Source organism: Amycolatopsis sp. NPDC051106, assembly GCF_040682775.1.
In the GTDB taxonomy this organism is placed as follows: Bacteria; Actinomycetota; Actinomycetes; order Mycobacteriales; family Pseudonocardiaceae; genus Amycolatopsis.
The window spans coordinates 22,430-44,543 of sequence record NZ_JBFBBQ010000031.1 but is presented as its reverse complement, the minus strand read 5'-3'; the positions used below and the strand labels follow the sequence as shown (position 1 = coordinate 44,543).

23 protein-coding genes are annotated in these 22,114 nt (G+C 72.1%); 13 read left to right on the top strand and 10 right to left on the bottom strand.

The window, feature by feature from the left end; genetic code table 11:
- Positions 1-4: 4 nt before the first annotated feature.
- Positions 5-1,048, bottom strand: coding sequence for a ferrochelatase (locus AB0M83_RS23255; protein ID WP_364520311.1), 1,044 nt, complete (start codon positions 1,046-1,048; stop codon positions 5-7).
- Positions 1,049-1,136: 88 nt separating this feature from the next.
- On the opposite strand from AB0M83_RS23255, the gene AB0M83_RS23250 reads away from it, so the two are divergent.
- Both AB0M83_RS23250 and AB0M83_RS23245 read left to right on the top strand, forming a co-directional pair.
- A complete protein-coding gene (locus AB0M83_RS23250; protein WP_364520223.1) occupies positions 1,137-1,718 on the top strand; it encodes a TetR/AcrR family transcriptional regulator in 582 nt (193 codons plus the stop codon).
- Positions 1,719-1,786: 68 nt separating this feature from the next.
- Positions 1,787-2,953, top strand: a complete 1,167-nt coding sequence (locus tag AB0M83_RS23245) for a Cmx/CmrA family chloramphenicol efflux MFS transporter (protein ID WP_364520221.1) — start codon at positions 1,787-1,789, stop codon at positions 2,951-2,953.
- A 3-nt stretch (positions 2,954-2,956) separates the two neighbouring features.
- Here the strand turns inward: AB0M83_RS23245 and fabI are convergent, their stop codons facing one another.
- Together fabI and AB0M83_RS23235 are read right to left on the bottom strand one after the other, a co-directional pair.
- The gene (gene fabI / locus AB0M83_RS23240) at positions 2,957-3,724 is read right to left on the bottom strand and encodes an enoyl-ACP reductase FabI (protein WP_364520219.1); all 768 of its coding nucleotides are present in this window, start codon (positions 3,722-3,724) and stop codon (positions 2,957-2,959) included.
- A 52-nt stretch (positions 3,725-3,776) separates the two neighbouring features.
- Positions 3,777-4,481, bottom strand: a complete 705-nt coding sequence (locus AB0M83_RS23235; RefSeq protein WP_364520217.1) for a beta-ketoacyl-ACP reductase — start codon at positions 4,479-4,481, stop codon at positions 3,777-3,779.
- 184 nt (positions 4,482-4,665) lie between these two features.
- Here AB0M83_RS23235 and AB0M83_RS23230 point away from each other — a divergent pair, with 184 nt between their 5' ends.
- The 8 genes from AB0M83_RS23230 (at position 4,666) to AB0M83_RS23195 (ending at position 10,814) form a co-directional block, all read left to right on the top strand.
- A complete protein-coding gene (locus AB0M83_RS23230) occupies positions 4,666-5,997 on the top strand; it encodes an MFS transporter (protein ID WP_364520215.1) in 1,332 nt (443 codons plus the stop codon).
- 7 nt (positions 5,998-6,004) lie between these two features.
- Positions 6,005-6,673, top strand: a complete 669-nt coding sequence (locus tag AB0M83_RS23225; RefSeq protein WP_285478479.1) for a response regulator transcription factor — start codon at positions 6,005-6,007, stop codon at positions 6,671-6,673.
- A gap of 4 nt (positions 6,674-6,677) precedes the next feature.
- Positions 6,678-8,072: a HAMP domain-containing sensor histidine kinase gene (locus tag AB0M83_RS23220; RefSeq protein ID WP_364520213.1), complete on the top strand. Its 1,395-nt coding sequence runs from the start codon at positions 6,678-6,680 to the stop codon at positions 8,070-8,072.
- Positions 8,069-9,013, top strand: coding sequence for a TAXI family TRAP transporter solute-binding subunit (locus AB0M83_RS23215; RefSeq protein ID WP_364520211.1), 945 nt, complete (start codon positions 8,069-8,071; stop codon positions 9,011-9,013). Before AB0M83_RS23220 ends, AB0M83_RS23215 begins: the two co-directional genes overlap by 4 nt.
- Before the next feature lie 16 nt (positions 9,014-9,029).
- Positions 9,030-9,452: a thioesterase family protein gene (locus AB0M83_RS23210; RefSeq protein ID WP_364520209.1), complete on the top strand. Its 423-nt coding sequence runs from the start codon at positions 9,030-9,032 to the stop codon at positions 9,450-9,452.
- Positions 9,453-9,455: 3 nt separating this feature from the next.
- The gene (locus tag AB0M83_RS23205) at positions 9,456-9,926 is read left to right on the top strand and encodes a tRNA (cytidine(34)-2'-O)-methyltransferase (protein WP_364520207.1); all 471 of its coding nucleotides are present in this window, start codon (positions 9,456-9,458) and stop codon (positions 9,924-9,926) included.
- Positions 9,927-10,011: 85 nt separating this feature from the next.
- Positions 10,012-10,521, top strand: a complete 510-nt coding sequence (locus AB0M83_RS23200) for a hypothetical protein (protein WP_364520205.1) — start codon at positions 10,012-10,014, stop codon at positions 10,519-10,521.
- Between the two features lie 158 nt (positions 10,522-10,679).
- Positions 10,680-10,814: a hypothetical protein gene (locus tag AB0M83_RS23195; protein WP_364520203.1), complete on the top strand. Its 135-nt coding sequence runs from the start codon at positions 10,680-10,682 to the stop codon at positions 10,812-10,814.
- Between the two features lies 1 nt (position 10,815).
- Here the strand turns inward: AB0M83_RS23195 and AB0M83_RS23190 are convergent, their stop codons facing one another.
- The 5 genes from AB0M83_RS23190 to AB0M83_RS23170 all read right to left on the bottom strand — a co-directional run bounded on the left by AB0M83_RS23190 (position 10,816) and on the right by AB0M83_RS23170 (position 15,239).
- Positions 10,816-11,796 carry a VWA domain-containing protein gene (locus AB0M83_RS23190; RefSeq protein WP_364520201.1) on the bottom strand — a complete coding sequence of 327 codons (981 nt, stop codon included), beginning with the start codon at positions 11,794-11,796 and terminating at the stop codon, positions 10,816-10,818.
- Positions 11,793-12,737 (bottom strand): DUF58 domain-containing protein, encoded by a 945-nt coding sequence (locus AB0M83_RS23185; protein ID WP_364520199.1) that lies wholly within the window; start codon positions 12,735-12,737, stop codon positions 11,793-11,795. Before AB0M83_RS23185 ends, AB0M83_RS23190 begins: the two co-directional genes overlap by 4 nt.
- Positions 12,738-12,743: 6 nt before the next feature.
- Positions 12,744-13,817: an AAA family ATPase gene (locus AB0M83_RS23180; protein ID WP_284749328.1), complete on the bottom strand. Its 1,074-nt coding sequence runs from the start codon at positions 13,815-13,817 to the stop codon at positions 12,744-12,746.
- 159 nt (positions 13,818-13,976) lie between these two features.
- Positions 13,977-14,522, bottom strand: coding sequence for an NTP transferase domain-containing protein (locus AB0M83_RS23175; RefSeq protein ID WP_364520197.1), 546 nt, complete (start codon positions 14,520-14,522; stop codon positions 13,977-13,979).
- Positions 14,523-14,531: 9 nt separating this feature from the next.
- On the bottom strand, positions 14,532-15,239 hold the full coding sequence (locus AB0M83_RS23170) for a class I SAM-dependent methyltransferase (protein ID WP_364520195.1): 708 nt from the start codon (positions 15,237-15,239) through the stop codon (positions 14,532-14,534).
- A gap of 61 nt (positions 15,240-15,300) precedes the next feature.
- On the opposite strand from AB0M83_RS23170, the gene AB0M83_RS23165 reads away from it, so the two are divergent.
- A complete protein-coding gene (locus AB0M83_RS23165) occupies positions 15,301-15,699 on the top strand; it encodes a DUF1801 domain-containing protein (protein ID WP_364520193.1) in 399 nt (132 codons plus the stop codon).
- Here the strand turns inward: AB0M83_RS23165 and AB0M83_RS23160 are convergent.
- Entirely contained in the window at positions 15,696-17,006 is a 1,311-nt protein-coding gene (locus tag AB0M83_RS23160) for an NlpC/P60 family protein (RefSeq protein ID WP_364520309.1), read from the bottom strand. The genes AB0M83_RS23165 and AB0M83_RS23160 overlap by 4 nt on opposite strands.
- Positions 17,007-17,374: 368 nt before the next feature.
- On the opposite strand from AB0M83_RS23160, the gene AB0M83_RS23155 reads away from it, so the two are divergent.
- Positions 17,375-20,188 (top strand): aconitate hydratase, encoded by a 2,814-nt coding sequence (locus tag AB0M83_RS23155; protein WP_364520191.1) that lies wholly within the window; start codon positions 17,375-17,377, stop codon positions 20,186-20,188.
- A gap of 71 nt (positions 20,189-20,259) precedes the next feature.
- The gene (locus AB0M83_RS23150) at positions 20,260-21,078 is read left to right on the top strand and encodes an alpha/beta fold hydrolase (protein ID WP_364520189.1); all 819 of its coding nucleotides are present in this window, start codon (positions 20,260-20,262) and stop codon (positions 21,076-21,078) included.
- Here the strand turns inward: AB0M83_RS23150 and AB0M83_RS23145 are convergent.
- Positions 21,075-21,782, bottom strand: a complete 708-nt coding sequence (locus tag AB0M83_RS23145) for an MgtC/SapB family protein (RefSeq protein ID WP_364520187.1) — start codon at positions 21,780-21,782, stop codon at positions 21,075-21,077. The genes AB0M83_RS23150 and AB0M83_RS23145 overlap by 4 nt on opposite strands.
- Positions 21,783-22,114 lie beyond the last annotated feature (332 nt).

Sequence of the window (22,114 nt, the reverse complement as noted above, 5' to 3'; positions counted from 1 at the left end):
CTGGTTACCGGGCCGGGCGCTTGGCCGGCTCGCAGCAGCCCACCGCGCAGGGCGCGCCGTTGACCGTGCAGCCCGCCGTCGGGAACGGGGACAGCTTCCGCGGCTCCACCCCGTGCGTGTGCTCGCGGACCAGCTCCACCACCAGCTCCGCGAACCGCGGGTCCGAACCGGCCGTCGCCGCGCGGGCGAACGCCATTCCGTGCTCCGCCGCTCGCTCCGCCGCCTCGTTGTCGAGGTCCCAGATCACCTCGAGGTGATCCGACACGAACCCGATCGGCGAGACGACGACTCCGGTGACCCCCGACTCGTGCAGTGCGTCGATGTGGTCGACGATGTCGGGCTCCAGCCACGGCACCTGCGGCGGCCCGGACCGCGACTGCCACACGACGTCGTACTCCGCGATGCCCGCCTCGGCCGCCACCAGGCGGGCCGCCTCCGCGATCTGGCGCGAGTACCGGCGGCCGCCCTCGGCCGGCGGGCCCGAAGCCTGGTCCGCGCTCGACGGGACCGAGTGCGCCGTGAACACCGTGCGGATGCCGGGCGTGTTCCCCAGCGACGCGTGCGCCGCGCGCACGCCGTCCGCCACCGCCGAAACGAACAGCGGGTGATCGAAGAACTGGCGCAGTTTCACCATTTCGGGCGCGCCTTCACCGACCGCCGCGCGGGCGCGCTCGATGTCCTCGTCGTACTGGCGGCACGCCGAGTAGCCGCCGTACGCGCTGGTCGGGAACACCAGGATCCGCCGGGCACCGGACGCGGTCAGCTCGGCCAGCGTCTCCTCGACCATCGGGTGCCAGTTGCGGTTGCCGAAGTGCACGGGCAGGTCGATGCCGGCCGCCGCGAGCTGCTTCTCGACCGCGGCCATCGCGTCGCGGTTCAGCTTGTTGATCGGCGAGACGCCCCCGAAGTGCTGGTAGTGCTCGGCGACCTCGAGCAGCCGCTCTCGCGGCACGCCCCGGCCCCTGGTGACGTTCTCGAGGAACGGCATGACGTCGTCGGGCCCTTCCGGGCCGCCGAACGAAAGCCACAGCAACGCGTCGTATCCCACCCCGTCCATCTTGCCGATGTGGCGGCCCGCACGCTGACGCGGGCCGGTTATGAATCGACCAGTCCAAAACCCTGGTACGCTGGCCCCCATGGCCAGGCCACGGGAGTTCGACGAGACCGCCGCCGTCCAGAGCGCGATGCACGCGTTCTGGACCCGCGGCTACGAGGCGACGTCGACGCAGGACCTGTGCGCGGCCACCGGGCTCGGGCGAAGCAGCGTCTACAACACCTTCACCAGCAAGAAAGCCCTGTTCCAGCGAGCCTTGACGCACTACAGCGCCCAGGGACTCGCCGGCCGGAAGGCCGTCCTCGAGGGGCCGGGCACCGCGGCCGAGCGCCTCGCGGCCATGTTCGACGGCCTGATCGACGACGAGCTGGAGCACGGCCGCCGCGGCTGCCTCGTGGTCAACACCCTCGCCGAGCTCGGCACTCCTGACGACGAGGTGGGCGCCGCCCTGCGCGACGACACCGAGAAGCAGCTCGTCCTGCTCACCGCGTGCGCCCGGGAGGGCGTCCTCGACGGCAGCCTCCGGGGCGGCCGTACCCCGGCCGACGTAGCCGAGTTCCTGCTCAGCACCATCTCCGGGCTCCGGGTGATGTCCCGCCGCGGCGCGAGCGCCGAAGCCATGCACGCCGTCGCGGACCTCGCCCTTTCGGCGATCACCCGATAGAGAGCACCACCGAATACGCAAATCCTGCTCGAGTTTTGTACTGATCAATCCACAACCAAGGAGGACCCGTGCCCCTGGCCGTCTTCGTCCTCGGGCTCAGCGTGTTCGCGCTGGGCACGTCCGAGTTCATGATCACCGGCCTGCTCCCCGGGATGGCCGCCGACCTCGGTGTCAGCATCCCCGACGCCGGCCTGCTGATCTCCGCGTTCGCCATCGGCATGGTCGTGGGCGCGCCGCTGCTGGCGATCGGCACCCTGCGGCTCCCCCGCCGCCGGACGCTCCTCGCGCTGCTCGCGGTCTTCTTCGGGGCGCACGTCGTGGGCGCACTCTCCACCGGGTACGCGCTGCTGTTCGCGACCCGGGTGATCGCCGCGCTCGCGTGCGCGGGCTTCTGGGCCGTCGCCGTGGCGACGACGATCGCGCTGGTGCCCGTCGAGCGCCGCGGCCGCGCGATGGCGGTGCTGGTCGGCGGCCTGACCGTGGCCAACATCGCCGGCGTTCCGGCGGGGACGTTCATCGGCCAGCACGCGGGCTGGCCGACGGCGTTCTGGGCGGTCGCGGCGGTGACGCTCCTGGCGGCGGCCGGGGTCGCCGCCCTGGTGCCGGAGACGACCGGCGGCGGGATGAGCGTCCGCACCGAGCTGCGGCTGTACCGGCGCGGCCGGATCTGGCTCGCGCTCGGCGTGATCGCCTTGTGCCAAGCCATGATCTTCGCCGCGTTCAGCTACCTCGCGCCGCTGCTGACCGAAACGGACGGTCTCCCGGAGGCGTGGGTGCCGGGGGTCCTCGCGCTCTTCGGCGTCGGCGCGCTCATCGGCATCACGGCCGGCGGGCGGCTCGCCGACCGCCACCCGTTCGCCACGCTCTACGGCTGCGTCGGGCTCGCCTTGGCGTCGCTGCTCGTCCTGGCCCTCACGACCGACGCGGGCGTCGCCGTGGCGGCCGTGCTCGTCTTCGGCGCCGCCGGGTTCGGCGCCAACCCGGCCCTCAACGTCCGCACGTACGCGGTGGCCGGGAACGCACCCACGCTCGTCGGCGCCAGCACCACGGCGGCGTTCAACGTCGGCAACACGATCGGCCCGTGGCTCGGCGGCGTCGCGATCGGCGCCGGCCTGGGCTTCCCGAGCGTCGCGTGGACGGGCATCGTGCTCGGCGCGGCGACCCTGGCCGCGCTCACGGTCGCGGTCGTCGTCCAGCGGAGTGACGACCGCGACCGGGAACCGATCTCCGTGTGAAGCTCAGACGCCGAGGAAGTGGACCCCGCCGTCGACCATGATCATCGAGCCGGTCGTGGCGGGGAGCCAGTCCGACAGCACCGCGCAGACGCTCTTCGCCACCGGGTCCGGGTCCGTGCTGTCCCAGCCGAGCGGCGCGCGCTCGCCCCAGCCGTCCTCCAGGTCGGCGAAGCCCGGGATGGACTTGGCCGCCATCGTCTTCATCGGGCCCGCGCTGACCAGGTTGACGCGGATGCCCTGCGGCCCCAGCTCCTTGGCCAGGTAGCGGTTGACCGACTCGAGCCCGGCCTTCGCGACGCCCATCCAGTTGTAGACCGGCCACGCGACGCGCGCGTCGAAGTCCATGCCGACGTACGAAGCGCCCCGGCCGAGCAGCGGCAGGCACGCCTTCGCCAGCGACATGTACGAGTACGTCGAGATCTCGATCGCGGTCTTGACGTCCTCGGCCGGCGCGTCGAGGAACGGCGCGCCGAGGCAGGTCTGCGGGGCGAAGCCGATCGAGTGCAGCACGCCGTCGAGGCCGTCGACGTGCTCGCGGACGCGGTCGGCGAGCGAGTCGAGGTGCTCCTGGTTGGTGACGTCCAGCTCGATCACGGGCGCCGCTTCGGGCAGCCGCTTCGCGATGCGCTCGACCAGCGACATGCGGCCGAAGCCGGTGAGCACCACCTTCGCGCCCTCCTGCTGCGCGATCTTGGCCGCGTGGAAGGCGAGCGAGGCGTCGGTGATGACGCCGGTGATCAGCAGGCGCTTGCCTTCGAGCAGTCCGGGCACGGGTCCTCCAGGTCTTGGTTCGGTGAACGGGGAAGCTGTGTCTTCGAAAGCGTCAGTGGCCGAGGCCGAGGCCGCCGTCGACCGGCAGCACCGCGCCGTTGACGTAGCCGGCTTCGTCGGAGGCCAGGTAGCGCACCGCGGCGGCGATCTCCGACGGCTCGGCGTACCGGCCGGAGGGCACCTGGTCGAGGATCTGCTTCTTGCGTTCCTCGGGCAGCTCGTCGGTCATGTCGGTGCGCACGAACCCGGGCGCGATGACGTTCGAGGTGATGTTGCGGGAGCCGAGCTCGCGCGCCAGCGAACGCGCGAAGCCGACGAGACCGGCCTTCGACGCCGCGTAGTTCGCCTGGCCGGCCGAGCCGGAGAGCCCGACCACCGAGGAGATGAAGACGAACCGGCCCCACTTGCCGCGCAGCATGCCGCGCGAAGCCCGCTTCGCCACCCGGAAGGCGCCGGTGAGGTTCGCGTCGACGACGCGCTCGAACTGCTCGTCGCTCATCCGCATCAGCAGCGTGTCGTCGGTCAGCCCGGCGTTGGACACGAGCACCTCGACCGGACCCTGGTGCTCCTCGACGAGCTTGAACGCCGCGTCGACCTGGTCGGTGTCGGTGACGTCCGCCTGGACCCCGAAGAGGCCCTCGGGCGCACCCGAACCACGGTGCGTGACGGCGACCCGGTGTCCCTGCTCCGCGAGATCCCGGGCGATCGCCAGACCGATGCCCCGGTTGCCCCCGGTGACCAGAACCGACCGTCCCACAGTGTTCTCCCTCTTCGTCGACCGTGCGCTGATGTCGGGCACGAGGCTATCGGCAGCGCCGACCCGTCGCGCACCCGCGCCCGGAGTCTCCGCGACCGTCCTAAGCGCGTGTTAGGAACTGCCCTCCGACCTTGCTGGTTACCCGCTGGTTGGTCACCGTGAGTCGCAACACAGGAGGTCGACGATGACAACCCGGATCAGCGGCGCCACCACGGGGGCCGTCAGCGAGAAACGCGTGATCGGCAACGTGCTGCGCGGCTCCATCGGCAATCTGGTCGAGTGGTACGACTGGTACGCCTACGCGGCGTTCACCACGTACTTCGCCAAGTCTTTCTTCCCGACGACCGACACGACGGCCGCCTTCCTCGGCACGGCCGCGGTGTTCGCCGTCGGGTTCCTCATGCGCCCGCTCGGCGGCTGGATGCTCGGCCGGTTCGCCGACCGCTTCGGCCGCCGCAGCGCGCTCGTGCTTTCGGTCACGCTGATGGCGGGCGGCTCGCTGCTCATCGCCGTCACGCCGAGCTACGGCACGATCGGCCTCGCGGCACCGATCCTGCTGCTGGTGGCCCGGTTGATCCAGGGCCTGTCCGTCGGCGGCGAGTACTCCACGTCGGCCACGTACCTGTCCGAAGTGGCCACTCCCGGCAAGCGCGGCTTCTACTCGAGCTTCCAGTACGTGACGCTCTACGGCGGCCAGCTGCTGGCGCTGGGGCTCCAGCTGATCCTGCAGGGCCTGCTCACCGAGCAGCAGCTGACGTCGTGGGGCTGGCGGATCGCGTTCGGCGTCGGCACGGTCGCCGCGCTCAGCGTCATGTGGCTGCGCCGCGGCATGGACGAGTCCGAGAGCTACACGCGTGAGGCGGACGAGGCCGGGACGACCGGCGAGCGCGGCACGCTGCGCGCGCTGGCCAAGTACCCCAAGGAGATCGCGCTCGTCGTCGGCCTGACCCTCGGCGGCACGGTGGCGTTCTACACCTTCGCCACCTACAGCCAGAAGTTCCTCGAGAACACCGCCCACATCCCGCGGCGCACGGTCACGATCATCCTGTTCTCGGCGATCCTGCTCGCGGCGATCCTGCAGCCGCTGGCGGGCAAGCTGTCCGACCGGATCGGCCGCCGCCCGCTGCTGCTGTTCTTCGGCATCGCGGGCACCCTGCTCACCGTCCCGATCATGACGGTCATGGGCTCGACCCGGAACCCGGTCGGCGCGTTCTTCCTCGTCCTGGCCGGGCTCGTCGTCGTGGCGGGCTACACGTCGATCAACGCGATCGTGAAGGCCGAGCTGTTCCCGACGAAGATCCGCGCCATCGGCGTCGGTCTGCCCTACGCGCTCACCGTCGCGATCTTCGGCGGCACCGCCGAACTCATCGCGCAGGCGCTGAAGAGCGCCGGGCACGAGTCGGTGTTCTTCTGGTACGTCGCGGGCTGCGTCCTGGTTTCCCTGATCGTCTACGGCACAATGCGGGAAACCTCGAAGAGCTCCGAGCTCGAACGCCGTCGGGACGAAGAACACTGAGAAAGGGATGGCCGTGCGCGTGCTCCTCGTCGAAGACGACGCGGGTGTCGCCGGCGCGCTCGCCGAGTCGCTGCACGCGCGCGGTCATCCCGTCACCAGCGTCGGCCGCGGGGCGGACGCCCTGCACCGCCACCGCGACGCCGACCTGGTCCTCCTGGACCTGGGACTGCCGGACATCGACGGGCTCGACGTGCTGCGGAAGATCCGCGCGGTGTCGCCGGTGCCGGTCATCGTCCTGACCGCCCGCGGTGACGAACGCTCGATCGTGCGCGGCCTGCGCCTCGGCGCCGACGACTACCTGACCAAACCGGTCCGGCTGGCCGAACTGCTGGCCCGGATGGACGCCGTCGTGCGGCGCGCGGTCGCCCGCGAGGCACCGGCCGGTGACGTCGTGCGCGTCGAGGACGTCGAGATCGACCTCGGCGCCCGCCGGGTCCTCGTCGCCGGGCACGACATCGGGCTCACCACCAAGGAGTTCGAAATCCTGGCCGTGCTCGCCGCGCGCCCGGGCACCGCGGTCAGCCGCCAGCAGCTGATGGACGAGGTCTGGGGCGACGCCTACCTCGCGGTGTCCCGCTCCCTCGACGTCCACCTGACCGGGCTGCGCGCCAAGCTGGACCGGCCGGGCCTGCTCGCCACCATCCGCGGCTTCGGCTACCGGCTCGGCCGGGACTGACCCCGTGCGCACCCGGCTGCTGGTGGTCCTGGTCGCCCTCGCGCTCGCGGTGGTCGCCGCGTTCGCCGTGCCGCTGCTCGTGTCCACCGCCGAGCAGCGCACCCAGCAGCTGGTCATCTCCCGCACCGCCGACGTCGACCGGTTCGTCGTGCTGGCCCAGCAGGCCGCCGACACGCGCGACCCGGCCGCGCTCGCCGCCGACGCGGCCCGCTACGCCGAGCTGTACGGCGAAGGCGTCGTCATCGTCGACCAGCGGCGCTCGCCGCTGGTGCAGGCCGGCGGCCTGACCGCGGCCGACCCGGCGGTGCACGCGCTGGTCGAGGCCACGATGCGCAACGAGCCCGCGCCGCAGGTCGGCCGGCTCGGCCCGTGGTCGGCCGGACCGGCGTACTTCGCGCGGCCCGTCGGCACCGGCACCCGGGTGTCCGGCGTGGTCGTGCTGCGGGCGTCGGTGACGGCGGCGGCCGCGGACGTCGCCACCCGCTGGGGCACCATCGGCGCCGGGGCGCTGCTGGTCGCGGTGGTGTTCGTGCTGCTCGCCGTGGTGCTGGCCCGGTGGATGGTGCGGCCGCTGCACGAGCTGGAGACCGGGGTCCTGGCCGTCGCCGCCGGGCACCGCGCGCACGTGCCCGAACGCACCGGGCCGCGCGAGCTGCGGGTGCTGGCCGGCGAGGTCAACCGGATGTCCGAAGCCGTGCTCGAAGCGGCCGACCAGCAGCACCGGCTGGTCGCCGACGCCTCCCACCAGCTGCGGAACCCCATGGCGGCGTTGCGGCTGCGCGTCGACTCGCTCGCCGGCCGGGTCGAGGGCGACGAGGCCACGTACCGGGCGACCGTGGCCGAGGTGGAACGCCTCGAAAAGCTGCTCGACGGGCTGCTGGCCCTCGCGCTGGCCGAGAGCACCGCGACGCGCGTCGCGGCCGGGGGCGCGGACGAGTCGTGCGACCTCGCCTCGGTGCTCGCCGAACGCGTCGACGCCTGGCGCCCGGCGGCCGAAGACGCCGGGTCGACCCTCGTGCCGCCGCCCGGGCACGACGAGCCGGTCACCGTCGGCTGCCCGGAAGGCGAGCTCGCGCAGATCCTCGACGTGTTGCTGGACAACGCCGTCCACTACGCCGGGCGCGGCGCGAAGATCACGACGGACTGGGAAAGCGGCGTCTCGACGGCGACCCTCGTCGTCCGCGACGACGGCCCCGGACTGTCCACTGAGGACCGCGCGCGGGCGACCGAGCGGTTCTGGCGCGCCGGCGGCGAAGGCGCCCCGCGTGGGACCGGGCTCGGGCTGGCCATCGCGCAGCAGCAGGTGCGCACCCGTGGCGGTGTCCTGGAACTGCGGCAAGCACTCCCCCGCGGGCTCGAAGTGCGCGTGACCCTGCCGCTGCGGGAGGTGCCGCGATGACGCTCACCCGCCGCACCGCCTTGCTCGGCGGCCTCGGACTGGCCCTCGCCGGCTGCTCGACGTCCGGCTACGACGGTCCCGAACGGACGGTCACCATCGCGGCCGGCGAGCGCGGCGGCTTCTACCTGGCCTTCGCCGAGCTGCTGGCGGCCGAGCTGAACCGCGCCGAGCCGCGGCTGCACGCCACCGCCGTGCCGACCGAGGCGAGCGTCGCCAACGTCGAGCTGGTGCGGCGCGGGCAGGCCGACCTCGGGCTGGTGCTCGCCGATGTCGCCCAGACGGCGCTCATCGGGAACGCGCCGTTCCCGGGGAAGGTGCCGCTGCTCGCCCTCGGCCGCGTCTACGAGAACTACCTGCAGCTGGTGGTGCGGGCGGACGGGCCGGTGCGCCGCCTCGCCGATCTCGCGGGGCGCCCGGTGTCGCTGGGCGCGGGCGGATCCGGCGCGGCCCAGCTCGGCGAGCGGCTGTTCGCCAAGGCCGGGGTCGCGGTCGACGCCCGGCACCTGCTGTTCGACGACGCCGTCCAGGCACTGGCGGGCCGGCGGATCGACGCGATGCTGTGGTCCGGCGGGGTGCCGACACCGAAGCTCGCGGATCTCACCCGCACGACACCCATCGCGCTGCTGCCCTTGGATTCGGTGGTCCCCGCGCTGCGCGCCGCGTACGGCCCGGTGTACGACCAGGTCCAGGTGCCCGACGGCGCCTACCGCGGGGTCAGCGCGCTGGGCACCATCGGCGTCGCGAACCTGCTCGTCTGCTCCCCCGCCCTGCCCGGCGACGTCGCCGCGGCGGTCGTGCGGCTGCTCGTCGGGCGGGCGACCGATCTCGTGCCCGCCGAGGCGGTCGGCACGCAGTTCCTCGACGTGCGGACGCTGATCGGCACGCAGCCGGTGCCGCTGCAGCCGGGCGCGGCGGCCGCGTACCGGGCCCTGCACGGCTGAGCGCTAGATTGGGCCGGTGACCGAACCCCGCCGGCCGATCGCCGAGCTGCCGCTGCGCGTCCGCTACCACGAATGCGACGGCCAGGGCATCGTCTTCAACGCCCATTACCTGGCCTATGTGGACATGTGCGCCTTCGAGGCGGAGAAGGCGCTGTTCGGTTCCCACGACGAGTTCCTGGCCCACGGCACGGACGTCGTGGTGGCGGAGGCGAACCTGAAGTTCCGCGCGCCGGCCCGGTACGACGAGGAACTGGTCGTCTCGCAGTACCTGACCCACCTCGGCACGACGTCGCTGATCTTCGACTTCGAAATCCACCGCGCCGAGACGCTGGTGCTCGCGGCGAACGTCCGGTACGTGTTCGTCGACCCGGCCACCGTGCGACCGGCGGCGCCGCCGGAGGCGGTCCGCAAGGTGTACGCGGCCGCGCTCGGGGACTGAGCCGTGTTCCGCATTCTCTTCTACCAGCCCGAAATCCCGCCGAACACGGGCAACGCGATCCGGCTGGCGGCGAACACCGGGTGCGAGCTGCACCTGGTCGAGCCGCTGGGGTTCACGCTGGAGGACAAGCAGCTGCGCCGCGCCGGGCTCGACTACCACGACCTGGCGCGGGTGCGGGTGCACGCTTCGCTGGCGGAAGCCTGGGAAGCGTTGCTGCCGGCGAAGGTCTACGCGTTCAGCGCGTCGGCGACCCGGCTGTACACGGACGTCGCGTACGCGCCCGGAGACGTGCTGCTGTTCGGGCCGGAGTCCGCCGGCCTGCCCGCTTCGGTGCAGGAGGCGCCGGAGGTGACCGACCGCGTGCGGCTGCCGATGCTGCCGACCAGCCGGTCGCTCAACCTGGCCAACACCGCGGCGATCACGGTCTACGAGGCCTGGCGGCAGAACGGCTTCGCGACCCCCGAAGGTCTCTGAAGGCCACCATGAGGGCACTGGATGCCCTCATGGTGGCCTTCAGAGGCTTGGCGGGCGGGTGATCACCGTCCGGTAGGTTCGCCGCATGCGACAGCAGTTCCTGGGGGCGCTCATCGGCGCCGCGTTCGGCACCGTGTTCGTCCTCGTCAACTCCGGGCCGCCGCTCCCCGCGGCGATCGCCTGGGTGCTGCGCGTCCTCGCCGTGGCCGCCCTCGCGGCGGTGGTGGTCCTCGGGGTGCGGGCAGGCGGCCGCCCGACGCTCGAAGGCCGGCCGATGTTCGGGCCGAGCTACCGCGTGATCGTCATCGGCGAAGTGGTGCTGCTCGTCGCCGGGTTCTTCGTGCTGACCCTGCTGGACGCGCCGGTGCAGGCGAACGTCGCGTGGATCGCGACCATCGTCGGGCTTCACTTCGTAGCGCTGGCGTCGGCGTGGAAGACGCAGTCGATCCTGGTGGTCGGGGTGGTCCTGACCGTACTCGGCGTCGTCGGCCTGGCCCTGCTCGGGAGCGCGGCGCAGTGGGTCCCGTTCGTGAGCGGCGTGCTTTCCGGCGTGGCGCTGCTCGGCGGAAGCCTGTACGGCGTCCGCCGCAACTGAATCGGGTGCTGCCGTCTCCGCGCCACATCAGCGGCAGAATCAAGACCAGCGAGTTGGGCAACCGTTCCGAGCACGCAGGAATGGGACAGCCGCGGCGGCCAAGTCGGGTCCCCGACGACCACGCCCGCCCAGTCTTTCACGAAGCGGAAGCCCTCGGGGTGGTCCTGACCGTGCTCGGCGTCGTCGGCCTGGCTCTGCTCGGGAGCGCAGCGCAGTGGGTCCCGTTCGTGAGCGGCGTGCTTTCCGGCGTGACCCTGCTCGGCGGAAGCCTGTACGGCGTCCGCCGAGCCTGAGTCACGGAAGCCGCTGCCCGAAGAACAAACTCGCCGCCGCGCCCAGCATGAGGACCAGTGTCCCCACCACCACCCACGGCTTGCTCGCGTCGGCGTCCTTCAGCTCGTAGCCGATCTGCTCGCCGAGGTCTCCGTACACCTTCTTCAGCTCTTCGGCGCTGGCCGCCTTGTAGAAGTCGCCGCCGGACAGGCGGGCGATCTCGCGCAGGGACTCGTCGTCCACGCTGACCGGCTGGGCCTTGCCGTCGATGTCGACCGAGCCGTGCGTCGTGCCGAACGAGATCGACGAGATCGGCACGCCGGCCTGCTTCGCCGCCTGGGCCGCCGTGTAGCCGCCGCGGGCCGCGTACAGATCCTCGGGCACCGTCTGCTTGCCGTCGGACATCAGCACTATCCGCGCCGGCGGTGGCCCGTCGGCTCCGCCCACCACACTCGAAAAGCTCTCCACCGACTGCAGGGCCGCGAAGATGCCCTCACCGGTCGCCGTCGACTGGGCCAGCTTGAGGTTCTCGATCGCCTTGATCACGCCGTTGCGGTCGGTCGTCGGGTTGACCAGGACGGTCGCCGTGCCCGCGAACGAGATCAGGCCGAGGTTGATCCCCGGGGTCATGTTCTGGGCGAACTGCGTCGCCGCGTCCTGCGCCGCCTTCAGCCGCGTCGGCAGGACGTCGGTGGCCTCCATCGACAGCGACACGTCGATCACCAGCATCACGGTCGCCCGGTTGCGCGGCACCTTCTGCTCGGCGGTCGGCCCGGCCAGCCCCACGGTGAGCAGCAGCAGCGACAGCACGATCAGCACCGCCGGCAGGTGCCGCACCCGGCCCTGGCTCTTCGGCGCGACCTTGTCCAGCAGCGCCAGGTTCGCGAACCGCATGGTCCGCTTCCGCCGCGCACGCTGGGCGAGCACATACCCGACGGCGACGGCGGCGACCGCGATCAGCAGCAGGAACCACCACGGCGCGGAGAACCCCGTCAGACTCACGCCACACCGCCGGACCAGCGGCGCTTGCGGGCCACGACGAACCGCACCATGTCGGCGATCCAGTCGGCGTCGGTCCGCAGCGTCAGGTGCGCCGCACCCGCGCGCCGCAGGCCGGCCGCCACCGTCTGCCGGTGGGCGTGGGCCGCGGCCCCGAACTCCTTGCGCAGCAAGGCCGACGCATGCACTTCGCGCTGTTTCCCTGTCTCCGGGTCGGCCAGCACGACGGTGCCCACGTCGGGCAGGTCGACGTCGCGCGGGTCGAGGATTTCGATCGCGATCAGTTCGTGGCGGCCGCCCAGCGCCCGCAGCGGCCGCTCCCAGGTCGTGTCGCCCAGGAAGTCGGAGATCACCACGGCCAGGCCGCGGCGGCGCGGCGGCCGGCGCAGCGCCTCCAGCGCCTGGGCGAAGTCCCCGCGCGTGCCCTCGGCCGCCCGGGGGGTCTCGGCCAGTCTCCGCACCAGCCCGCGGGCGTGCGCCAGGCCGCCGCGCGCCGGGATGCGGGTCGTCTCGGCGCCGGTGGAGATCAAGCCGCCGATCCGGTTGCCGCCGCCCCCGGTCAGGTGCGCGACCGCCGCGACCGCGCAGACCACCAGGTCGCGCTTCTCGCACAGCGCCGTCCCGAAGTCGAGGCTCGCCGAGAGGTCGGCGACGATCCACGTCTCCAGCTCGCGGTCGGCCACGGTCTCGCGGATGTGCGGGGTCGTGGTGCGGGCGGTGACCGCCCAGTCCATCCGGCGGACGTCGTCACCGGGCTGGTACGGGCGGGCCTCGCCGGGCTCGGACCCCGGCCCCGGCACCAGGCCGAGGTGGTTGCCCTGCAGCAGCCCGTCCAGCCGGCGGCGGACGTCGAGCTCCAGGGTCCGGAGCCCGGCCTCCAGCCGTTCGCCGCGCAGCACCGGCGGCGCCCACGAAGGGCGGGCGCCCTTCTCGTTCTTCGCCATCACCGGTTACCTGACCGGCGCGCCCGCCGGGACCGGGCCGCCCTGGCCGGCCCCGCCCTGCGGCCGGGCCGAGACCTGCGGCAACGGCACGGTCTGCAGCACGCGCGTGATGATGTGGTCGATCGGCACGCCGTCGGCGAGGGCGTCGTAGGACAGCACGAGCCGGTGGCGCAGCACGTCCGGCACGACGTCGACGACGTCCTGCGGCAGCACGTAGTCACGGCCGCGGACCAGGGCCAGCGCCCGGGCGGCGGCGATGATGCCGAGGCTCGCGCGCGGCGAAGCACCGTAGGACACCCAGCCGGCGACGTCGGCGAGACCGTGCTCGTTCGGCGTCCGGGTGGTCAGCACGAGCCGCACCACGTAGTCGACGAGGGCGTGGTGCACGAACACCTGCGCCGCGACGCCCTGCAGCCGGACCAGCTCGCCCGGGCTGAGCACCTCGTGCGGGGTCGGCGGCGTGACACCCATCCGGTAGATGATCTCGCGCTCCTCCTCGGCGGAGGGGTACTCGACGAGGATCTTGAACAGGAACCGGTCGCGCTGCGCCTCGGGGAGCGGGTACACGCCCTCGTTCTCGATCGGGTTCTGGGTGGCCAGGACGAGGAACGGGTCGGGCATCGGGAACGTCTGCCCGCCGATCGACACGTGCCGCTCGGCCATCACCTCGAGCATCGCCGACTGCACCTTCGCCGGGGCGCGGTTGATCTCGTCGGCGAGGACGAAGTTCGCCACGACCGGGCCGAGCTCGACGTCGAAGCGCTCGGCGCCCTGGCGGTAGATCCGGGTGCCGAGGATGTCCGCGGGCACCAGGTCGGGGGTGAACTGGACGCGGGAGAACGAGCCGCCGACCACCCGGGCGAAGGTCTCCACCGCGAGGGTCTTCGCCACGCCGGGCACGCCTTCGAGCAGCAGGTGGCCCTTGGCCAGCAGGCCGACCAGCATCCGCTCGACCAGGCGGTCCTGGCCGACGATGATCCGCTTGACCTCGAACACGGTCCGCTCCAGCAACTGGGCGTCCCGGGCCGGCGTCCCGGGCTGCTGCCCGTTCCCGCCCTCGGCGTAGCCGGGCTCGGTCACTCTGCCTCCTCGAAAGTTCGTGCGCCGCCCCCGCGACGGTGATCACGCGGTGCGACCGTACTGCGTCCCCCGGGCGTTCGTCCGTCCGGCACGCGGACGCACGCGTTGCCCCGTCAGTAGCCAACACCTTCCCCGGTGTGACATCTGTGAAGCAGGTCCTCAGCGGTGGCGCTCGAGGTCCTCGGGCGTGTCGATGTCGTCCGCTTCGCCCCGTTCGGCCGGCACGTCGGTGATGCGCAGGCCGGCCAGGGTGCGCCGCAGCGCCGCGTTTTCCGGCTGCCGCGGCAGCGCGGCCGACAGCGCGGCGACCCGCCACGCGCCCAGCAGCCACTGCCGGGCCCCGCCGGCGTCGACGAGCACCGCGCCGTCGCCGTCGCCGATCGCGGCGACCAGGCGGTCCACTGTGGACCGGCGGACGCCCGGGAGGTCGGCCGCCAGCACCGCCACGGCCTCGACGTCGTCCGGGACCACCGCGAGCCCCGCGGCCAGCGCCGCCACCGGCCCGGTGCCGGGCACCGGTTCCCGGGTCCACACGACGTCGAACCCGGGCCGCCGCGGGCCGACGACGATCACCCGTTCGGCGCCGCCGAGGGCGTGGATCGCCCGGGCGAGCAACGGTTTCCCGCCCACCGACAGGGCCGGCTTGTCCACGCCGGACAGTCTGCGGGCCGACCCGCCGGCCACCACGATCCCCGCGTAGCGCATCCGGGGAATCTAGCGGCCCAGCACGACGTAGGTGAAGCCCAGCACGCCCCGGTAGTCGCGGACGTATTCGCGCAGCCGCCGGTCGAGCCAGTCCCGGACCTCGCCGGCGCGCGGGTCGTCCGGGTGCGCGGACAGCCACTCCGCCCAGCCGGCGCGCGAGGTGGACTCGAAGTCGTCCCATTCGAGCTGGTCGGCGGTGCTGAAGTGGAGCACCCGCCAGCCGGCGCCGCCGGCCGCGTCGAGCAGGTCCGGCAGGGTCAGCAGGTCCGGGCCGAAGATCTCCTGCGCCGTGGGGTTCGGCGAATCCGCCCAGAAGCCGTCGCCGTAGAGCAGCCGGCCCGACGGCACCTTCCGCGCGAGTCCTTCGAGCGCGGCCTTGGTCGACCCGAAGATGTGCGCGGCGCCGATGCAGAAGGCCCGGTCGGCGCGTCCTTCCCAGGTGGCGGCGTCGGCTTCGACGAACTCGACGGCGCGGTCCCCGGCCCTCGCCCGGCCGCGCTCGAGGCCGGTCACGTCGGTGTCGACGCCGGTCGCGCGCAGGCCCGGCGTCCGGGCGGCGGCCCGCAGCAGCAGCTCACCCCAGCCGCAGCCGAGGTCGACGAGGTGGTGCCCCTCGTCGAGGGCCATCCGGTCGAGCAGCAGCTCCGCGTGGGGCTCGGACAGGGGCGTGTTCCAGCGCATCCGGCTGCGCCGAAGCGCGTTCAGTTCGTCGTCCACCGGGCCGATCCTGGTGGCCGCGCGGGGACGGCGTCGAGCGGATTTCGGGCATACTCCCCGGGTGACCTACACCGTAGAGCCACGTGTCGACGCCTACATCGACGCTCTGCCCGAGTGGCAGCAGGCGATCTGCCGGGAGGTCCGCGAGCTGGTCCACGCGGCGGATCCCGAGGTGGCCGAGACGATCAAGCGCACCCGTCAGCCGTACTTCGTCCTGGACGGCAACGTCTGCGCCCTGCTCGCGGCGAAGGACCACGTCAACGTCTTCGTCTACGACGGCGGCATCGTCCCGGACCCCGAGGGGATCATCACCGCCGGCCACGGCAACAAGACCGCGCGCACCGTCGCCTTCCGCCGGGGCGAGCCGATCAACCGGCCCGCGCTCCTCGCGATGTTCCGGCAGATCATCGCGAACAATCGTGCGGGCGGCTGGCGGAAGCTCAAGGCCGAGCGCGGCTAGCCGATGAGGCGCGTCGCGTACGGCATGATCCCGCCGTAGCGCACCGGCGCGACCCGGACCCGCAGGCCGGACTGCGGCGCTTCGACCATCTGCCCGCCGCCGAGGTACAGCGCGACGTGGTGGATACCGCCGGCGCCGCCCCAGAACAGCATGTCGCCGCGGCGCATCTGCGACAGCGGGACCCGGCGCCCCGCCGTGTACTGGTAGCCGCTGTAGTGCGGCAGGCCCCTGACCCCGGCGAACGCGTAGATCATCAGGCCGGAGCAGTCGAAGCCGATCTTGTTGTAGTCGCCGTAGCGGTCGGCGACCCCGCCGTCGCGGATGCCGCGGGTCGGGCCGCTCGCGTTGCCGCCGCCCCAGGCGTAGGGCAGGCCGATCTTCGACAGCGCCCGGGCGATGACCGCCTCGATCGACGAGCCGGCCGGGCCCGCCGGAGGCCTGCTCGCCGGGCGGCCACCCCCGCCGGAGGAGCCGAGCGCGGCCTGGCGGGCGCGTTCGTCGTCCTCGCGCTGCTTCTGGGCGAGCCAGTCCTGGTAGCGCTGCCGCTGCCCCTGCAGACCGCTGACCTTCGACTGGGCGGCGTAGAGCTGCTGCTCGACGTCGGACTTGTTCTTCTCGAGCTGGGTGTTCTGCGCTGCCTGGCTGTCCTGGGCCCGGATCGCGGCGGACTGCGCGGAGTCCGCGCTGGTCTTCGCCTGACGGGCGGCGTCCTGCTTCTGCTGGGCGATCTCGGCGGCCTTGCGGGCCGCGGAGTCCTTGTTCGCCTTCTCGGTCTGCGCCTGCTGGAGCCGGTCGAGGGCGTTGAGCCGGTCGCCGCCGACCGCGTCGAGCAGCTGCGCGCGGGCCAGCATGTCCTTGGGGCTGTCGGCGCTGAGGTACGCCGAGAGCGAGCCGACCGTGCTGCCCTGCTGGAAGCTCGCGGCGGCGAAGGTCTTCAGGTCGTTGCGGGCCTTCTCGATGGCGGCGGCCGCGGCGTCGGCTTCGGTGCGGGCGGCCTTCGCGTCGTTCTCCGCCTGGGCGGCGGCGTCCTGCGCGGACTGCAGGTCGACCAGGGCCTTGTTGGCCTCTTCCTGCTTGAGCTCGACGTCGTCCTGCAGCTGGGACAGCTTCTGCTCGGCCTGGGCCAGCTGGTTGGTCAGCCGGCCGACCTCACCGGCCTTCGCGTTGGCCTGGGCCTTGCTGCTGTTCAGCTCCGAGTCGCTCGGGTTGGGCGGCGGCGGGGGCGCGGCGAGGCCCGTACCGCCCGCGCCGAACAAGATCACCAGCACCAGGGTGCTCACGGTGAGTCCACGGCGAGCTCCCGGCACCTTGCGTCCCTCGTGCCGTCCCGCCACGACCGCCCACCTCCGCTCACCTGCGCACACCGCGCGTCACTGCAGTCACACCACTATCACAAGCATCACCGGAAACTTACACACCGTAGGCACCAATTCCCCTTATTGAGGGACCCTGGTCGCGGATGGCGCAGCCCACACCGCGTGTCGCCTTGAACCCCAAACAGGACGCGCGTACTGTTTGAGCCACCGCGAGGTGTGCCATCCCCATTCCGGTCCTACGGTGGGGGTGCGCAAGACTCGCGTCCGCCTCGTGCGGACCGCACGACACCGAACTGACCGAACTGACCCGGGACTCGACCGCCGCACCGGCGCGGAAGTCCATGCCACTGGAGTTAGACGTGACCGCACCTGCCAGCAAGGACAGCTTCGGCGCCAAAGACACGCTGAAGGTCGGAGACGCCTCGTACGAGGTCTTCCGCCTGAACAAGGTCGAGGGCGCCGAGCGCCTGCCGTACAGCCTCAAGATCCTGCTCGAGAACCTGCTGCGCACCGAGGACGGCGCGAACATCACCGCCGACCACATCCGCGCGCTGAGCTCGTGGGACCCGAAGGCCGACCCGTCGATCGAAATCCAGTTCACGCCCGCCCGCGTGATCATGCAGGACTTCACCGGCGTGCCCTGCGTCGTCGACCTCGCCACCATGCGCGAGGCGGTCACCGACCTCGGCGGCGACCCGGACAAGGTCAACCCGCTCGCCCCGGCCGAGCTGGTCATCGACCACTCGGTGATCATCGACGTCTTCGGCCGCGCCGACGCCTTCGAGCGCAACGTCGAGATCGAGTACGAGCGCAACCGCGAGCGCTACCAGTTCCTGCGCTGGGGCCAGGGCGCCTTCGACGAGTTCAAGGTCGTCCCGCCGGGCACCGGCATCGTGCACCAGGTCAACATCGAGCACCTCGCCCGCACGGTCATGTCCCGCAACGGGCAGGCCTACCCCGACTCCTGCGTCGGCACCGACTCGCACACCACCATGGTCAACGGCCTGGGCGTGCTGGGCTGGGGCGTCGGCGGCATCGAGGCCGAGGCCGCCATGCTGGGCCAGCCGGTCTCCATGCTCATCCCGCGCGTCGTCGGCTTCAAGCTGACCGGCGAGATCCCGGCCGGCGTCACCGCCACCGACGTCGTCCTCACGATCACCCAGATGCTGCGCCAGCACGGCGTGGTCGGCAAGTTCGTCGAGTTCTACGGCGAGAGCGTCGGCGCGGTGCCGCTGGCCAACCGCGCCACCATCGGCAACATGAGCCCGGAGTTCGGCTCCACCGCGGCGATCTTCCCGATCGACGAGGAGACCGTCCGCTACCTGAAGCTGACCGGCCGCTCGGCCGAGCAGGTCGCGCTGGTCGAGTCCTACGCCAAGGAGCAGGGCCTCTGGCACGACCCGTCGCGCGAGGCCGCCTACTCCGAGTACCTCGAGCTGGACCTCTCGACGGTCGTCCCGTCGATCGCCGGCCCGAAGCGCCCGCAGGACCGCATCGAGCTCTCGGACGCGAAGTCGGCGTTCCGCAAGTCGATCCACGACTACGTGGACGGCGAGGACACCACGCCGCACACCAAGATGGACGAGGCTTCGGAGGAGTCGTTCCCGGCCAGTGACGCCCCGTCGCTGTCGTTCGCCGAGGACGACGCCCCGCCGGTCACCAGCTCCGCCGCGAACGGCGCGTCGGGCCGGCCGAGCAAGCCGGTCAAGGTCAGCACGTCCGACCGCGGCGAGTTCGTGCTGGACCACGGCGCCGTGGTGATCGCCTCGATCACCTCGTGCACGAACACCTCGAACCCGTCGGTCATGCTCGGCGCCGCGCTGCTCGCGCGCAACGCCGTGGACAAGGGCCTCGCGGTCAAGCCGTGGGTGAAGACGTCGATGGCGCCGGGCTCGCAGGTCGTCACCGACTACTACACCAAGGCCAACCTGTGGCCGTACCTGGAGAAGCTGGGCTACCACCTGGTCGGCTACGGCTGCACCACCTGCATCGGCAACTCGGGCCCGCTCTCCGACGAGATCTCCGCGGCGATCCAGGAGAACGACCTCACCGCGGTCTCGGTGCTTTCGGGCAACCGGAACTTCGAAGGCCGGATCAACCCCGACGTGAAGATGAACTACCTCGCGTCGCCGCCGCTGGTCATCGCCTACGCGCTGGCCGGCACGATGGACTTCGACTTCGCGAACCAGCCGCTGGGCCAGGACGGTGACGGCAACGACGTCTTCCTGAAGGACATCTGGCCGACCGCGCAGGAGATCCAGGAGACCATCGACTACGCGATCACGCAGGAGATGTTCACCAAGGACTACGCGGACGTCTTCGACGGCGGCGAGCGCTGGAAGGCGCTGCCCACCCCGGAGGGCAAGACCTTCGAGTGGGACGCCGAGTCCACCTACGTCCGGAAGCCCCCGTACTTCGAGGGCATGACCCCGGAGCCGGCTGCGGTCACCGACATCACCGGCGCGCGGGTGCTGGCGAAGCTGGGCGACTCGGTCACCACCGACCACATCTCCCCCGCCGGCGCGATCAAGCCGGGCACCCCGGCCGCGCAGTACCTCACCGAGCACGGCGTGGAGAAGAAGGACTTCAACTCCTACGGCTCGCGGCGCGGCAACCACGAGGTGATGATCCGCGGCACGTTCGCGAACATCCGGCTGCGCAACCAGCTCCTGGACGACGTGCAGGGCGGTTACACGCGCGACTTCACGCAGGAGGGCGCGCCGCAGGCGTTCATCTACGACGCGGCGCAGAACTACGCGGCCCAGGGCACCCCGCTGGTCGTGCTGGGCGGCAAGGAGTACGGCTCGGGTTCGTCGCGCGACTGGGCGGCCAAGGGCACCTCGCTGCTGGGCGTGCGCGCGGTGATCACCGAGTCGTTCGAGCGCATCCACCGGTCCAACCTGATCGGCATGGGCGTCATCCCGCTGCAGTTCCCGGCGGGCGAGTCGGCCTCGTCGCTCGGCCTCGACGGCACCGAAACGTTCGACATCTCGGGCATCACGAAGCTGAACGACGGCGAGACCCCGCGCACGGTGCACGTCACCGCGACCAAGGCGGACGGCACCAAGGTGGAGTTCGAGGCGGACGTCCGCATCGACACCCCGGGTGAGGCGGACTACTACCGCAACGGCGGCATCCTGCAGTACGTGCTGCGGAAGATGACGCAGGCGTAAGGGTTACTGCTTTCGGAGGGCCTCCCCGTCGTACCGGCGGGGAGGCCCTCCTTTTCGCTACCGTGAAAGCCATGGGGGATCACATCGGCCGGGTCGACCTCGGCGACGAAGGCTTTCTGGCCTACGAAGAACGCGGCCGCGGCCGGCCCCTCGTGTTCCTGCACGCGGGCGGCATGAACCGCGCGATGTGGAACGAGCAGTTCACCCGCTTCGCGCGCGACCACCGCGTGGTCCGCTACGACGCGCGCGGCAGCGGCGACTCCTCGAACCCGCCGACGCAGCCGGGCCGGTACTCCCACCACGAGGACCTGAAGAAGCTGCTCGACGCGCTGGGGCTCGAACACCCGGTGCTGGTCGGCTGCTCGTTCGGCAGCCGCGTGTTCCTGGACTTCGCGATCGCCCACCCCGGCCGCGCCGCCGGGCTGTTCCTCAGCTCGGCGGGGATCAGCGGGATGGAGTTCCGCGACCCGTACATCGTGGCGCTGCAGGCGGAAATGGACGCGGCGGCCCACGCCGGCGACGGCGCGCGGGTGCTGGAGTGCCTGCTGCGGATGTGGGTCGACGGCCCGCACCGGCAGCCGGCCGACGTCGACCCCGCGGTCCGGAAGTTCTGCCGGGACATGGTCGTCGAGAACTACGTGAAGGGCCACGGGGCACCGGACCTCGGGGTCGAGCTGGGCGCGATCCGCCGGGTCACGGAGATCCGCGACCGGGCGCTGGTGGTGACCGGCGACCTCGACTCGACGGACATCTTCGCGGTCGCCGACCTGGTCGACCACAAGGCGCCGCACGTGCGCCGGGCCCGGATGCCCGGCGCCGCGCACATGGTGAGCCTCGAGCAGCCCGCCCGGTTCGACCGGCTGCTCCGGGAATTCCTCCACACCTGCTAACCCGGCACGGCTTCCCAGCGGACGCTGGACACCGCGGGCTCCAGCGACAGCCGGGACACCGCCGACTCCATCTGGGCGTCGTCGCGCTGGTCGGCGGCCAGCTCGGCGCGGACCTCGACCGTGCGGTCCTCGGGCCGGTCGGTGCTCAGCACCGAGAGCAGCCGGAAGTCCGTGCGGGCCAGCGCCTGCACGAGCAGGGCCCGCACGTGTGCCTCGGAGTCGTCGCGGGTCACCGCCTGGAACTCGTAGCGGGCCGGGGTTTCGCCGCCCGAGTCCGGCCGGCGGTCGACCACGCGGCCGAGTGGCCGCAGCACCACGTTCACCCCGACCACGACGGCGGTCCCGGCCGCCGCGACGACGTACAACCCGGCCCCCGCAAGGGATCCCACGGCCGCGGAGCACCAGAGCGTCGCCGCCGTGTTGAGGCCGCGGACGTTGAGGCCGTCGCGCAGGATGACACCGGCCCCGAGGAACCCGATGCCCGAAACGATCTGGGCGGCCACCCGCGTCGGGTCGGCGTCGGCGCTCGTGCTCAGCCCGCCGAACCCGTGGGCGGACAGAAGCACGAACAGCGTCGCGCCGACCGCGACGAGGGCGTTGGTGCGCAGCCCGGCCATCCGGGCGCGGAACTGGCGCTCGAACCCGATGACGGCACCCAGGCCGACCCCGGCGCCGACGCGCAGCAGCATTTCGAAGAGGGTCATGATCCGGCTCTTTTCCGGCGTGCGCGCACTGCCGGACAGGAGGAGACCGGACGAGTCAGCCCAGCCGGAAGCCTCCGGTGAGCGCACGCCCGATCGTCCGACGACTGTCCGCTGGCATGTGCCGCTCACCTCGCTTCCGTTGCTCGTGGTTGATCAACCGCACCACTGTAGCGCCCGCCGCGCGGCCCGGGCTGTGATGATCACTACGCCCAGTGCCGGCGCAGGTGCGGGACGAGGCTTTCGGGACGCTCGAGCAGGTCACCACGATCACCGCCGACATCCACCGCTCGGCTGACTGAGGACCGCGCTGCGGTTCGCGGCCGCCAAGAGCC